The 15,157-nt window shown below is 56.4% G+C and carries 8 protein-coding genes, 1 tRNA gene and 1 pseudogene; 8 read left to right on the top strand and 2 right to left on the bottom strand.

From position 1 onward, the window contains the following. Positions 1–18: 18 nt before the first annotated feature. Positions 19–1,806, bottom strand: coding sequence for an ABC transporter ATP-binding protein (locus BFR47_RS16725; protein WP_071474119.1), 1,788 nt, complete (start codon positions 1,804–1,806; stop codon positions 19–21). Positions 1,807–1,880: 74 nt separating this feature from the next. Between BFR47_RS16725 and BFR47_RS16720 the strand changes: the two genes are divergently transcribed. The 8 genes and pseudogenes from BFR47_RS16720 (at position 1,881) to BFR47_RS16685 (ending at position 14,862) form a co-directional block, all read left to right on the top strand. Further along, on the top strand, positions 1,881–2,339 hold the full coding sequence (locus BFR47_RS16720; protein ID WP_071474118.1) for a GAF domain-containing protein: 459 nt from the start codon (positions 1,881–1,883) through the stop codon (positions 2,337–2,339). Positions 2,340–2,426: 87 nt separating this feature from the next. Continuing rightward, positions 2,427–2,971: pseudogene (proQ, locus tag BFR47_RS16715) on the top strand (RNA chaperone ProQ). Positions 2,972–2,981: 10 nt separating this feature from the next. Further along, positions 2,982–4,988 (top strand): carboxy terminal-processing peptidase, encoded by a 2,007-nt coding sequence (gene prc, locus BFR47_RS16710; protein ID WP_083399199.1) that lies wholly within the window; start codon positions 2,982–2,984, stop codon positions 4,986–4,988. An 80-nt stretch (positions 4,989–5,068) separates the two neighbouring features. Next, positions 5,069–7,675 carry an aminopeptidase N gene (pepN, locus tag BFR47_RS16705; protein WP_071474117.1) on the top strand — a complete coding sequence of 869 codons (2,607 nt, stop codon included), beginning with the start codon at positions 5,069–5,071 and terminating at the stop codon, positions 7,673–7,675. Further along, the gene (locus BFR47_RS16700) at positions 7,675–7,896 is read left to right on the top strand and encodes a DUF2835 family protein (protein ID WP_071474116.1); all 222 of its coding nucleotides are present in this window, start codon (positions 7,675–7,677) and stop codon (positions 7,894–7,896) included. The genes pepN and BFR47_RS16700 overlap by 1 nt, the downstream gene beginning before the upstream one ends. Before the next feature lie 423 nt (positions 7,897–8,319). Beyond that, positions 8,320–13,155 carry an NAD-glutamate dehydrogenase gene (locus BFR47_RS16695; RefSeq protein ID WP_071474115.1) on the top strand — a complete coding sequence of 1,612 codons (4,836 nt, stop codon included), beginning with the start codon at positions 8,320–8,322 and terminating at the stop codon, positions 13,153–13,155. A gap of 62 nt (positions 13,156–13,217) precedes the next feature. Next, the gene (gene pyrD, locus BFR47_RS16690) at positions 13,218–14,225 is read left to right on the top strand and encodes a quinone-dependent dihydroorotate dehydrogenase (protein WP_071474114.1); all 1,008 of its coding nucleotides are present in this window, start codon (positions 13,218–13,220) and stop codon (positions 14,223–14,225) included. 100 nt (positions 14,226–14,325) lie between these two features. Further along, positions 14,326–14,862, top strand: a complete 537-nt coding sequence (locus BFR47_RS16685) for a cell division protein ZapC (protein WP_071474113.1) — start codon at positions 14,326–14,328, stop codon at positions 14,860–14,862. 144 nt (positions 14,863–15,006) lie between these two features. Here BFR47_RS16685 and BFR47_RS16680 read toward each other — a convergent pair. Next, positions 15,007–15,083 (bottom strand) — tRNA-Met (locus tag BFR47_RS16680). Positions 15,084–15,157 lie beyond the last annotated feature (74 nt).

The raw sequence follows: 15,157 nt of genomic DNA, 5'->3' as shown, positions 1-15,157 counted from the left end.
GGCACCCGTCATGCGGCCTCAGTAATAGAGGGTGCGGTATAAACCGGGTTGTTCCAACAGCTCGTGATGGGTGCCTGACTGGGTGATCTTGCCGTCTTCGAATACCAGTACCCGATCCGCCTGGCGCACCGAGCTTAAGCGGTGCGCCACAATCAGGGTGGTTCTGCCCCGCAAGAAGCCGGCCAGTGCCTGATGCAGCTTCTGCTCGGTTTCGGTATCCAGCGCCGAAGTCGCTTCATCCAGGATCACGATGGCCGGGTTCTTGAGTACCATGCGGGCGATGGCCAGGCGTTGTTGCTGGCCGCCAGAGAGTTTGACGCCTCGCCTTCCCACCTGAGTATCCAGCCCCTGCTCCATGGTTGCGATCACCTCGTCCAGCTGCGCTACCCGCAGCGCCTGCCATAGCGCCTCATCATCGTGCATGTCACCCAGGCTCAGGTTGGAGCGTACCGTGTCGTTGAACAGAATGGGCTGTTGCAAGACTGTGGCCACATGTTCGCGGATGGTCGGAAAGCCGATTTTTTCGCTACTGACGCCGCCGAAGCAGATATCACCGGCATCGGCCGGATACAGGCCCAGCAGCAGCTGAATGAAGGTAGACTTGCCGCCGCCACTGGCGCCGACCAGCGCTACCTTTTCACCGGCCCGGATCTGCAGACTGACATCATCCAGTACCTTGCGCTCGCCGTTATAGGAAAAACTGAGGTCATGCACCGTTATCGGCAGGGTAGTGACGCCGTTGAACGGGTTGATGCTGCCCTGTGGCTCGGGCTTGCCCCCGAGCGATAACATCCGGTTGATGCGCTTGAGCGCGGCGGTAGCGGCATAGTAGGAATACTGCATGTTGAGCAGATCCTGCACCGGTCCCATCATGAACCACAGGTAACTGAACACCGCGAAGATCTGGCCTACGGTCAGATCGGTATAAAGCACCATGATCATGCCGGTAGCCCTGAACAGCTCGACTCCGGACAGAAACAGCAGAAAACTGGCGCGGCCGGCCGCCTCGCTCTTCCAGGCGTAGTCGATGGCGGTATCGCGCACGCCGCGGGCCCTGTCGATGACCCGCAACATATAATGTCGTTCCCGGTTGGCGGCCCGAATTTCGTGGATGCCGTCCAGCGTTTCCACCAGCGCCTGCTGGAATACCTCGAAGGCACTGTTCTCGTTGCGCTTCAGGTGCTTGACCCTGGCTCCCAGACGACTGGAGAAATACACCACCACCGGATTCAGCAGCAGAATAAAGAGCCCCAGCTGCCAGTTGAGCAGCAGCAACACCACTGCCGTGCCTACCACACTCAGTATGCTGATCAGCAGTCGGCTGAGGGTTTCACCCAGAAATTTATCCAGGGTTTCCACGTCGGTGACAAAATGCGAGCTGACGCTGCCGGCGCCGATGCTCTCGAAAGTGCGCAGAGGAGTGCTGGTCAGCTGGCGAGCCAGACGTCGCCGGATCTGAAAGGTCAGGTGCTTGGCCACCCTGGCAAACTGCCGACCTTGAATGATATTGAACACCAGTGACAATGAGCGCAGCAGCAGGGTAATGACCAGTACCGCCAGAATATAGCCGACCCCGCTCTGCCAGTGCTCCGGCAGCAGCCAGTCCAGGCCGCTCAGCAGGCGACCGGGGCTGTCCAGCAGTACTTCGTCGACCAGCAGCGGCATCAGCAGGGGCACCGGCACGGCCAGCAGGGTACCGCACAAGGCAAACAGATGAGCATGGATCAGCAGGGTTCGATGGCGTTTCATCATCCGGATCAGGGTCGGCCACTGCAAAAGCGGGGCATTCAGCGTTTTTTTATCCATCAATCACCATCATCGGGTTTTCATTTGGAGAAAGGGCAGGTAAGTTAAGCAAAAATTAACGGTACTCTCTTTTTATGTCTGAAAAATCTGCATTTTACCAAAGCCTCACCGCCCAGGCACTGGCCCTCTGCGAAGGGGAACCCAATCGTATTGCCAAGCTTTCCAACCTTTCTGCCTTGCTCAATCTGGCGCTGGAAGAGATCAACTGGGTCGGTTTTTACCTGCGTGAGCAGGACAGTCTGGTACTGGGCCCCTTCCAGGGCAAGCCGGCCTGTGTACGGATCCCGGTAGGCAAGGGGGTCTGCGGTACCGCCGTTTCCACCGCCAGCGTGCAACGCGTTGCCAATGTACATGAATTTTCCGGCCATATCGCCTGTGACAGTGCCAGCAATTCTGAGATTGTGTTGCCGCTGGGTCAGGGCGATGATGTCTGGGGCGTGCTGGATATCGACAGCCCGCTGTACGGACGTTTTGATGAGGAAGATGAAGCCGGTTTGCGGCAGTGGGTCGCCGCGGTGTTGCCACTGCTGTAACGCCGGGGTCGCTTTTGTCTGTGTGCGCTTTATAATATGCATGTTTCAATGGGCGGTGCGCCCTCAGGTCTTACACCAAGGTATTTCATGGAAAACTCGGAAAAATTGAAAAACAGTAAAGAAGTCATCGCCTATCTGGCCGAATGCTTCCCTCAGTGCTTTGTCGCGACCGGTGAAGCCAAGCCGCTGAAAATTGGCATCTTCAAGGATCTGGCCGAGCGTCTGGCGGAAGACCCCAAGGTATCCAAGACCTTGTTGCGCACGGCGTTGCGCCAGTACACCTCCAGCTGGCGTTATCTGCATGGCCTCAAGGCCGGCATGAGCCGGGTGGATCTGGATGGCGAGCCTGTGGCGAACTGACCCAGGAGCATGTCGACCATGCCAAGGGTGCACTCAAGGAAAGCAAAGAGAAGGTGTTTGGCCCGCGCAAGGAAAAGCCCGCCGCCAAGAAGCCCCGTCCCAAGCCGCGCAAGGTGGATCCGGCCAGCCTGACCGTAGAGCAGAATGTGAAAGTATTGCTGGGCAAGTCACCGGTTCCCGCTACCATTAAAGAAGTGACCCGCGATGATGTTCAGGTGGAACTGAGAACCGGGATGTCGATGCGCGTCAAGTTTGAGCATCTTATTCTTTAAGGAGTAGGGTTTGACCAGTCACGTAACTCGTTTGTCTCTGGTAGCCGCCGGCATCATGGCTGCAGGGATGGCCTGGGCTGTGCCCCCGGCCATCGATGCTTCCGCCATTCCTGTCCTGGCACCGGAAAGTCAGCATGCGGCTGCCAGCAAGCGGGTTACCGCGCTGTTCACCCGTTCTCATTACCAGCAATTTCAGCTCGACGATGCCTTTTCGGAGGCCATCTTCGATCGCTTTATTGAAAGTCTGGATTACGGAAAAAACATCTTCACTCAGGCCGATATCGCCCGCTTCGAACGTCATCGCCACAGCTTTGACGATCTGTTGAGAGTGGGCCGGCTCGATACGGCGTTCGAGATGTATAACGACAGCCTGCAACGGCGCTACCAGCGCCTTAGCTATGCACTGACGTTGCTTGATACACCGATGACCTTTGATGGTCAGGAACAGTATCAGTTCGACCGTAGCAAGGCCGACTGGGCCAAGGATCAGCGTGAGCTTGACGAGCTCTGGTATCGGCGCGTCAAGTATGACGCCCTGAGTCTGGCGCTGGCCGATAAAGACTGGAATGAAATCCGCGATACCCTGGGCAAGCGCTACAATAACGCCATCAAGCGTCTGGCCCAGAGCGAAAGTGAAGATGCCTTCCAGAGTTTTGCCAATGCCTTTGCCCGGGCCATAGAGCCGCACACCAGTTATCTGAGCCCCCGCAATGCCGAACGGTTCGAGACCGAGATGAATCTGTCTCTCGAAGGTATCGGTGCCGTGCTGCAGGCCGAAGACGACTATACGGTGATTCGCTCTCTGGTGCCGGGTGGCCCCGCTGCCAAGTCCGGCGAGTTGCAGCCCGAGGATCGTATTATCGGGGTGGGACAGAGCGCGGACAAAGTCACCGACGTGATCGGCTGGCGGCTGGACGAGGTGGTGGACCTGATCAAGGGCCCCAAAGGCACTCGGGTCTGGTTGCAGATTCAGCGTGGCAAGGCGGTGACGGTTACCCCCAAGATCATCGAACTGACCCGTGATACGGTGCGGCTCGAAGACAGGGCGGCGAGCGGCAAGGTGTTGAAGGTGGACGGCGACAACATCGGCGTGATCGAGATTCCGAGCTTCTATGTCAATCTCAGCGTGGACGTGGCCGAGGAAATCAGCAAGCTGAAAGAGCGGGGCATTAAGGGACTGGTCATCGACCTTAGAGCCAATGGTGGGGGGGCCCTGACCGAGGCGTCAGCCTTGACCGGGCTCTTCATCGACAGCGGTCCCGTGGTGCAGATCCGTGATGGCCTGGGTCGTATTTCGGTGAATGGCGATGAGGACGACCAGCTGGCTTTCGATGGTCCCATGGCGGTGCTGGTCGACCGTTATTCGGCCTCGGCGTCGGAAATTTTTGCCGCCGCCATGAAAGACTACGGCCGAGCGGTGATCCTGGGTGAAAACACCTTTGGCAAAGGCACGGTGCAGCAGCATCGCAGCCTGTCGCGTATTTACGATCTGTATGAAAACCCCATGGGCTTTGTCCAGTTCACCATTGCCAAGTTCTACCGCATCAATGGTGGCAGTACCCAGAACAAGGGAGTACAGCCGGACATTCCGTTCCCGACACCGATTGAACCAGATGAAACCGGTGAAAGCATGGAGAAAAACGCGCTGCCCTGGGATCAGATTGCCAGTCTCGACTTCAAACAGCTTGGGGATCTGAAACCCCTGCTGGGCAAGCTTCGTCAGCGCCATCAGGCCAGAATCGAGCAGGATCCGGAGTTTACTTATATCTTTGAAGACATCAAAGAATACAAGAAACTGAAAAACAAGGATGCGATCTCACTTAACCTCGCCGAGCGCAAAGCGGAGATGGAGGAGCAGGACGCCAAATCCCTAGCTCGCCTGAACGACCGTCTGCGTCGTGCCGACAGAGAGCCGGTTGCTTCGCTCGACGAAGCCCCCAGCGATTTTGAGCCGGATGACGGCTATCTTAAAGAAGCGGCGCGTATTACCGCCGACCTGGCCAGATTACTCGGCTGATCCCCCGCCCGGGCCCGGTTTGACCGGTTCCGGGCTTTTTCATTAAAGTCCCCTCCGATGATGTTAACGAGATCTCCGCTATGACCCAAATAAAACCCCAAGTGCAATATCGCGAAGATTATCAGCCGCCCCATTACTGGATTGATACCCTGGATCTGGACATTCAGCTGGATGAGCATGCCACCGAGGTGGTGGCCATCAGCCGGGTGCGCCGTAATGGCGAACACGGCGAGCCGCTGGTGCTGGATGGCGAACAACTTGAACTGCTGCAAGTTGCCATCAATGGAGTGGACACCACGCAGTACCAGCAGACCGATACGGCGCTTATCCTGTCCCAGTTGCCGGAAGAGTTCGTGCTGACCATCAAAACCCGACTCGACCCGGCCGCCAACACCGCGCTGGAGGGCTTGTACAAGTCGGGTTCCGCGTTCTGCACCCAGTGCGAAGCACAAGGGTTTCGCCGTATTACCTATTATCTGGACCGGCCCGATGTGCTGGCGCGATTCACCACTCGGGTCACCGCCGAGGCGGCGAGTTATCCCTATTTGCTGTCCAACGGTAATCGTATTGATCAGGGCGTGCTCGATGACGGCCGACATTGGGTGCAATGGCAGGATCCCTTTCCCAAGCCGGCCTATCTGTTCGCCCTGGTGGCAGGCGATTTCGATGTGCTGCGCGACAGCTACACGACCCAGAGCGGACGCGAGGTGGCACTGGAAATCTATGTGGACAAGGGCAACCTGCATCGGGCCGGACACGCGATGGACAGCCTCAAGGCCTCCATGGCCTGGGACGAGCAGCGCTGTCATCTGGAATATGATCTCGACGTCTACATGATAGTGGCGGTGGATTTTTTCAACATGGGCGCCATGGAAAACAAGGGCCTCAACGTCTTCAATGCCAAGTTTGTGCTGGCCGATGCCAACACCGCCACCGACAGCGATTATCTGGATGTGGAGCGGGTGATCGGTCACGAATATTTCCATAACTGGACCGGTAACCGGGTCACCTGTCGCGACTGGTTTCAGCTGTCGCTGAAAGAGGGGCTGACCGTATTCCGAGATCAGGAGTTTTCTTCCGATTTGGGTTCGCGAACCGTTAACCGAATTCAGAATGTACGTCTTATCCGCGGCCCCCAATTTGCGGAAGACGCCGGTCCCATGGCGCACCCTATTCGTCCGGATGCGGTGATCGAGATGAACAATTTCTACACCCTGACCGTGTACGAGAAGGGCTCGGAAGTGATCCGCATGCTGCATACCCTGCTCGGCGAGCAGGCGTTTCAGCGTGGGCTGGCGCTGTACCTGCAACGCCACGATGGCCAGGCGGCCACCTGTGACGATTTTGTGGCGGCGATGAGCGAGGCCAGCGATCGGGATCTGAGCCGCTTCAAGCGTTGGTACAGCCAGTCCGGGACTCCGGTGCTGACCGTCACCGATGACTATGATGCCGAGCAGCACACCTATACCCTGACCGTGCATCAGCACACACCGGCCACCGGAGATCAGCCGCAAAAACTGCCGCTGCATATTCCGCTCAGCCTGGCACTCTACAGCGACCAGGGGGAGCCGCTGTCATTGCTGGCAGAGGGCGAGGCGATTGGCCCGGTACTGGATGTGCTCGAAAGCGAGCAACGGTTTGTGTTCGAGCAAATCCCTTCCCGGCCCACGCCGGCACTGCTGCAAGGGTTCTCTGCACCGGTCAAACTGAACTACCCCTACAGTGATGACCAGCTGACATTGCTGGCCAAGAGCAGCATCGACGAGTTTGTGCGCTGGGACGCGGTGCAGATGCTGATCAACAAGGCGGTGGTGGACAACCTGTCTCGGCTGCAGCGTGGTGACGCCGTGGTGGTGCCGCGTACGCTGATAGATGTGTTTCGCACTACCCTGGAAGATGCCGCCCTGGATCGGGCCCTGCAGGCGCAAATGCTGAGTTTGCCGGATCTGGGCAGCCTGCTCGAGCTGTTCGAACAGGTGGATATCGGCTTGCTGGGCCAGGTGCACGAGCAGTTGCACGCCGGCCTGTCCGAAGCGCTGCAACCGCTGTGGCAGCAGGCCTATGAGCAGAACCTGACCCCCGAATACCGTATAGATCATCAGGATATCGCGCGGCGGGCGATGAAAAATGTCGCCCTGGGATATCTGGCGCAGGCCGGCGATGCCGAGCGGGTACAACGGCAATATCAACAGGCCGACAACATGACCGACACCCTGGCGGCGATGAAGGCTGCGGTGCGGGCGGGCCTGCAAGGGGCCGAGACCATGCTGGCCGACTTCGAAGCCAAATGGCGGCATGATGGTCTGGTGCTTGATAACTGGTTCCGTCTGCAGGCAACGGCGCCGGGCGAGGGGACGCTGGCGCAGGTACAGCAGCTGATGGGTCACCCTACCTTCAGCCTCAATAACCCTAATCGGGTACGAGCACTGATTGGGGCATTCGCCGGGGCGAATCCGGTACAGTTTCATCGTCTGGATGGTGCCGGCTATGACCTGCTGGTCTCGGTGCTTGAACAGTTGAACAAGAGTAATCCTCAGGTGGCCTCCCGGTTGATCACGCCCTTGATCCAGTTTTCCCGGCTGGACGATGCTCGTCAGGCCATGATCAAGGCACGGCTGCAGCAGCTGATGGCATTGCCGGCACTGTCGCGGGATCTGTTCGAGAAAATCAGCAAGGCCCTGGCCTGATGCAGCGGCTGCGTTTTCGTCTTGCCATCACCAGAACGCAGCTGCTGCAGTACTATCAGGGCCGCACTGCGGCCCTGTCGGTCACCACCGAACAGGGACTGCGCCTGCAGGTGGCCCTGCATCATTTTCGCGCTTTTGTCGGCCACGATGGTCTGAACGGACGCTTTGAAATCGAGCTGACCGAGCAGCACCGGCTGCATCGACTGAGCCGGTTATCCTGACGGCAGGGTACTAAACAGCTTGTTATCCCTGTTGTCACGCGGGTGACGGCGAGGGTGACGCCTGGACAGGATCTGCGCTTTTCACCCCTTCAGTGACGGTGCCGTAAATCAAGCCGGCGATAGTTATGCAACCCTCCGATATGCGTCTTTGCTGCGTTATTCGTTAATCACTCATACTCAATAAATAACTCGCCTAATTATTCAAAATAACTTTGAAACAATTCATTTACGTTTAGATGATTATCTCGTGAATGTTTTTTTATACTTTGTATATATTCTGCACACTAGTGATCGGGTCGATATTTTGAGACCTTTTTACGCTGCTTTGCTCGCATTCGAAATATACCAGGCTTACACTGTCTCGGTCCCGTTGGGGCTCCACTTCCCCCATGGTCATTGCCTGTATCCGAGGAACACGACGCCATGATATTTAAAGACGCAGCAACGTCTGTTTTGCTTGAAAACGTCAATCAACTGGTAGAAAACAAATTTCCTGAGCATACCGCCCCCCTGGTGAAAACTTTCGTCAGCAAGCTCTATAGCGGTATGACCCATGATGATCTGAATCATCGTAACGATAGCGATCTGTACGGTGCTGCGGTCAGCCTATGGGGTTCTTTTGAGGCCCGCCCCGATCAGGCTTCTTATGTCCGGGTCTACAACCCCGAGCTGTCTCGCCACGGTTGGCAGTCACCTCACACCATTGTCGAGCTGATCATCAAGGATGTGCCGTTTCTGGTGGACTCCATCCGGATGGCGCTGACCCGCCTGGGCATTACGTCACACCTGATGCTGCACCAGCCGATGCATCTGGTACGTGACGAGCAGGGTAAACTGCAGCAGATCCTGACCGGCGATGAACAGAAAAAGCAAAACCGGGTAGAAACGGCCTTCCTGATCGAGATCGACAGGCAGTCTGATCCCGATGCCCGTGAGCGGCTGCGTGACGAGCTGTTGTCGGTGGTTGAAGAAGTGGCGCTGGCGGTGGGTGACTGGCAGCCGATGGTGACCCGGCTGGCCGACATCATCAAGGAACTGCCCAAGCAGGCCAAGGCGTTGAACCCGGACTCCCTGAAAGAAACCCTGGCCTTTCTGAGCTGGGTGGCCGACCACAACTTCACTCTGATAGGCTACCGTCGCTACCATATTTCCGCCATCGAAGGTGACTATGAGCTGGTGCCCGATCTGGACTCCAGCCTGGGTTTGCTGCGTCGTATACAGCAGGGCGATGGCCTCAAACTCAGCAGTCTGACGACCACGGCGCGCGAAGCGGCGCTGAGCAAAGACATGCTGGTACTGACCAAGAGCAATCACAAGTCCCGGGTACACAGACCGGCCTACATCGATTATATCGGCGTCAAGCGTTTCGATGAAAAAGGCAATGTAGTCGGTGAAGATCGTTTTATCGGTCTGTACGCTTCCAGCATCTACAACACCAGTGCCATGCAGATACCGTTGATCGGTGCCAAGCTCAAGCGCATCATCGATGCCTCCGGTCTGGACCGCGGTTCTCATGCCTACAAGGCGCTGCTCAATATTCTGGAAACCTACCCGCGGGATGAACTGATCCAGGCCACTGAAAAAGAGCTGCTCGAGATCGGCCTGGGCGTACTGGGCATGCAGGAACGGGACATGACCCGGCTGTTTGTGCGCCGGGATCTGTTCGGCCGTTATTTCTCCTGCATGGTGTATGTCACCAAAGAGCGTTACAACACCGCCCTGCGGGAAAAAACCCAGCGTATTCTTCAACGTTACTTCGGCTCCGAGGAAGAGGTGGAGTTCACCACCTATTTCTCGGAAGGCGTACTGGCCCGCACCCATTACCTGATCCGGGTGCAGAATAACTCTATGGACATTGATGTGAACGAAATCCAGGCAAACCTGATTGAAGCGGCCCGCAGCTGGGACGACAAGCTGGAACAGTCGTTGTCCGCCAGTTTCGGCGAGGCCGAGGGCAATCGTCTCAAGAATAAATACCACAATGCCTTCCCCCGGGCCTACACCGAAGAGGTGATGCCCGGCTCCGCGGTGGCCGATATCGAGAAACTGGAAGCGCTGAGCGACAACAACCCGCTGGGCATGCTGTTCTATCGAGCTCAGGAAGAAGAGCGTGATTCCAACCGGGTGCGTCTCAAGTTGTATCACCGTGCCGAGCCGATTCACCTGTCCGACGTCTTGCCGATGCTGGAAAACATGGGTCTGCGGGTGATCGGTGAAACGCCACATGAAATCGAGTGTACCGATGAAACCTTCTGGATCCTCGACTTCTCCATGTATTACACCGGCGCCCCCCTCGATCTGGACAACAGTCAGGAGCGTTTCCAGAAAGCCTTTGCCCAGGTATGGAACAACGAGCTGGAAAGCGATGGCTTCAACCGCCTGGTACTGGCTGCGGGACTGACCGGTCGTGAAGTGACCATACTGCGTGCCTATGCCAAGTACATGCGCCAGACCGGTGTGACGTTCAGCCAGAGTTATATCGAAGAAACTCTGTCCCGTTATCCGGAACTGGCCAGTCTGTTGTTCAGCCTGTTCCAGCGTCGGTTCTCACCCAAACTCAAGCAGGATCCCAAGCTGCAGCAAAAACTGCATCAGCAGCTGATCGACGAGCTGGACAAGGTTGCCAACCTGGACGACGACCGTATCATTCGCCGTTACATGGAGATGATAGAAGCGACCCTGAGAACCAACTTCTACCAGCCCGCCAAAGACGGTAGTGACAAGGCCTACATCTCGCTCAAGATGGCGCCGGAAACCATCAGCGACATGCCGTTGCCGTTGCCGAAATTTGAAATTTTCGTCTATTCACCGCGGGTGGAAGGGGTGCACCTGCGCTGGGGCAAGGTCGCCCGGGGCGGCCTGCGCTGGTCCGATCGCCGGGAAGACTTCCGTACCGAAGTGCTCGGCCTGGTCAAGGCGCAGCAGGTGAAGAACACCGTTATCGTGCCGGTCGGCGCCAAGGGCGGTTTCGTCTGCAAACAACTGCCGGTCGGTGACCGTGCCGCTTTCCTGACAGAAGGCCAGAATTGTTACCGCATCTTTATTCGTGCCCTGCTGGACGTAACCGACAACATCATTCAGGGTGAGGTGATTCCGCCCAAGAATGTGGTACGTCACGACGAAGACGACTACTACCTGGTGGTGGCGGCTGACAAGGGCACCGCGACCTTCTCCGATATTGCCAACGAAATCAGCGCCGAATACGGTCACTGGCTGGGCGATGCCTTCGCCTCCGGCGGCTCTGTCGGTTACGATCACAAGAAAATGGGCATTACTGCCCGTGGTGCCTGGGAGTCGGTCAAACGTCACTTCCGTGAAATCGGCATCGACTGCCAGAAGACCGACTTTACCGCCGTGGGTGTCGGTGACATGGCCGGCGATGTGTTCGGCAACGGCATGCTGTTGTCCGAACATACCCGCCTGATCGGCGCCTTCAACCATCTGCACATCTTCATCGATCCGGAGCCAGATGCTGCCAGCACCTACAAGGAGCGGGTACGGCTGTTCAACCAGCCCGGTTCCAGCTGGGATGATTATGATCGCAGCCTGATCTCGGAAGGCGGCGGCATCTTCCTGCGTTCGGCCAAGTCCATCAAGCTGAGCCCGCAGATGAAGAAGCTGCTGGGCACCCAGAAAGCCAGTCTGACGCCGACCGAGGTGATCCGTCACCTGCTGATGGCCGAATTCGATCTGCTGTGGAACGGTGGTATCGGCACCTACGTCAAATCACGTCGGGAAACCGATGCCGATGTGGGCGACCGCGCCAACGACGCGGTACGGATCAACGGTGAAGACCTTCGCGCCCGTATTGTGGGTGAGGGTGGTAACCTGGGATGTACCCAACTGGGTCGAATTGAATATGCCAGCAAGGGCGGACGCATCAACACCGACTTTACCGATAACGTCGGTGGGGTGGATTGTTCGGACAACGAAGTCAACATCAAGATCCTGCTCAATTCCCTGGTCGACAAGGGTGAATTGACCAAGAAACACCGTGATCAACTGCTGTATGACATGACCCAGGACGTGGCTGATATCGTGCTGACTAACGCCTATCGTCAGTCCCAGACCATCTCCATTACCGAACATCGTGGTGCCAGTCCGCTCAAGGAGCACCAGCACTTCATGCACTGGCTGGAGCGCGAAGGGAAACTGGATCGTAATCTGGAATACCTGCCGAGCGACGAAGAACTGGCCGAGCGCATGGCCTCCGGTCGTGGTCTGACCCGGCCCGAGCTCGCCATCCTGGTGGCCTACGGCAAAATGGTGCTGAAAGATCTGCTCAACATATCCGAGCTGACCGATAACGACTACATCGCCCGGCTGTTGCCGTCGAGCATGCCGGCCCAGCTGGTGGAGCGGTTCGGTGAGGCGCTGATGGAGCATCCGCTGCGCAGTGAAATCATTGCCACCCGTCTGGCCAACATCATGGTCAACGACATGGGCTTCAACTTCGCCAACCGGCTGCAGGATGAAACCGGCGCCAGCATGTGCGACATCGCCATCAGCTTCATGATTGCCCGCGAAGTGTTCGGCATGAACGAGTTGCTGCGTGATATCGAAGCGCTGGACAACAAGGTATCCGCCGATACCCAGCTGGACATGTTCCATCAGGCGCGGCGCATGGTTCGTCGGGCGACCCGCTGGTTCCTGCGCGCTCGCAACCGCAATCTGAGCATCGAAGAAACCATTGCCCAGTTCAAGCCGGTCTATACCACGCTGGCGGAACATCTGTATCAGGTGATGGTGGAGTCCGAAGTCAAAGAGCACAAGAACGAGGTAGAAAAGCTCGAGAAACAGGGAGTCCCGACTTCCATCGCCGAGCGAGTGTCTCAGATGAGCAGTCTGTTCTCGGCCCTGGATCTGGCCCAGGTAGCGGCCGAGCAGGATCGGGATATCCGGGTCGTCGCCGAGCTGTATTTCCACCTCGGTGCCGAGCTGGAACTGCACTGGTTCCTCGAGCAGATCAACAAGCAAGCCGTGGGCAACCACTGGCAGGCGCTGGCCCGGGCCGCCTTCCGCGAAGATCTGGATTATCAGCAGCGCAGCCTGACCTCGGTCGTCCTGAAGCACTGTAAAGGTAAGGATGAATGCGCTAATATGCTTGATCAGTGGCTTAACGAGCATGAGCAGCTACTGAATCGCTGGCGCCATCTGCTGGCGGACTTTAAAATGTCCGGCAGTCACGAGTTTGCCCAGTTCTCGGTCGCCTTGCGCGAGCTGAACCTGCTCCAGCTCAATTGTATGAACGCCGTCTGATCTAACGGTGTAAAACACAAAAGCCCCGGCCATGACCGGGGCTTTTTTATAAGGAAAAATACGTGTACTCACTGGCTAAATCCCTGCTTTTTCAATGTGACCCCGAACATGCCCACGAACTGACCATCAAGGGGCTGGCCAAGACTCAGCACGGCCCGCTGGCGGCGCTTTATCGCCGTCCGAAAATTCATAACCCGGTACAGCTGATGGGGCTGACGTTCGATAATCCGGTAGGACTGGCCGCCGGACTCGATAAAAACGGGGACTGTATCGATGCCTTTGCCGCCATGGGATTCGGCTTTATTGAAATTGGTACCGTCACGCCTCGGCCTCAGGACGGAAATGAAAAACCCCGGCTGTTTCGCATCAAACAGGCTGATGCCATCATCAACCGCATGGGCTTCAATAATAATGGCATCGACTATTTAATCGAAAATGTCCGACAGTCCCGTTATAAAGGTGTGCTCGGAATCAACATCGGAAAAAACAAAGATACCCCCATCGAACACGGCAAAGACGACTATTTGATCTGCATGGAAAAGGCCTATGCCCATGCCGGTTATATTACCGTCAATATTTCTTCACCCAATACGCCGGGTCTGCGCTCGCTGCAATACGGCGAGGCGCTCGACGATTTGCTGTCATCGCTCAAACAGAAACAACGCCAACTGGCCGAGCAACATCACAAGCAGGTACCACTGTTGGTCAAGATAGCACCGGACTTGTCGGAAGAAGAAATCGAACAGGTCGCCGACAGCCTGGTACGCTTCGAGCTCGATGGGGTTATCGCCACCAATACCACCCTGGATCGGGAGCTGGTGTTCGATCTGCCTCATGCCCATGAAATGGGAGGATTGAGTGGTCGTCCGGTACAGAACAAAAGCACCCAGGTGATAAAGGAACTATCGCGTCGGCTGAATGGCCGTTTGCCGATCATCGGGGTAGGGGGGATCGATTCTCTGACGGCCGGCAGAGAAAAAATGGCTGCAGGTGCCAGCCTGGTACAGGTGTATTCCGGCTTTATCTATCAGGGACCGGCGCTGGTTCATAACCTGGCGAAAAATCTTTAATTATTTATTGTCAATGATAATTTGCTCCCTACTCCAAAATGCAATATACATTAAGGTATTGGGGAGCAAATTTTATTTCGCTATCAAAGGTGTGACTGGGATGTTACTACAACCAAACGATTGCTGGCGCTGGTTTATGGGCGATAATCGACACCTGATGCTGGATTTGGGTGCCGAAATGCTGTTCAGCACGCCTTATTCCGAAAAACAGCTGGTGTGCCCGGAAGATATGGAGCAGTGTTTTTCGGTGGAAGATACCGGCCTGTATTACAGTTTTCTCGATAAGCTGACCTCTATCCGTGCACCGGCGCAACGGGTACAAGCGGCCTTGAACGGCGTGGCCGTGGCCCGTTTTTATAAACCGCTGATGCCACAAAGCTGGTTTTTCGAGCCTCAGGCCGATTATCATCAGCCACAATTGGGCGAGCTGATTGCGCTCGATATACAAACCGAGTTGCTGACCATGATGGTAGTGGACACGTCGCCGTCGGCAACGACCTGCATGTCATTATCGGCAAACCAGCTACTGGCGGAGACCAAACAATTACCGACCTTTGGTGCCATCAAGGTGATGAACGATCGGATTATCAGCCTGGAGAGATCGTATCGGGAAGAAGAAATCAGGAAAGTGGGTTAAACAAAATAAAGATCAACGGCAAGAAAAACAACGATGGGGTTTTATCGTCTGGCAGATAAACTAATTTGATAGCTGATAGCTGATAGCTGGATAATGAATGAGAAAAGAGGTAATTCAGGGGGAGGGTAGGCGTACATAACAAGTTGGTTGCGGGAGCCGGATTTGAACCGACGACCTTCGGGTTATGAGCCCGACGAGCTACCAGACTGCTCCATCCCGCGTCCTCAGGCTGCGTATACTAGTGATCCGTATCACTGAATGCAAGGGCGATGGCAGAACTTTGTTTCGTATGATG

Source organism: Oceanisphaera psychrotolerans (assembly GCF_001870485.1).
Lineage (GTDB): Bacteria > Pseudomonadota > Gammaproteobacteria > Enterobacterales > Aeromonadaceae > Oceanimonas > Oceanimonas psychrotolerans.
Note: the sequence above shows the minus strand (reverse complement) of the source record. Positions and strands in the feature narration are given on the sequence as shown.

What these genes read in the sequence shown, in the direction of transcription:
- BFR47_RS16720 (WP_071474118.1), top strand. Translation starts at nt 1,881, where the DNA reads ATGTCTGAAAAATCTGCATTTTACCAAAGCCTCACCGCCCAGGCACTG.
- pepN (WP_071474117.1), top strand. Translation starts at nt 5,069, where the DNA reads ATGACCCAAATAAAACCCCAAGTGCAATATCGCGAAGATTATCAGCCG.
- BFR47_RS16725 (WP_071474119.1), bottom strand. Translation starts at nt 1,806, where the DNA reads ATGGATAAAAAAACGCTGAATGCCCCGCTTTTGCAGTGGCCGACCCTG.
- BFR47_RS16695 (WP_071474115.1), top strand. Translation starts at nt 8,320, where the DNA reads ATGATATTTAAAGACGCAGCAACGTCTGTTTTGCTTGAAAACGTCAAT.
- BFR47_RS16685 (WP_071474113.1), top strand. Translation starts at nt 14,326, where the DNA reads ATGTTACTACAACCAAACGATTGCTGGCGCTGGTTTATGGGCGATAAT.
- BFR47_RS16700 (WP_071474116.1), top strand. Translation starts at nt 7,675, where the DNA reads ATGCAGCGGCTGCGTTTTCGTCTTGCCATCACCAGAACGCAGCTGCTG.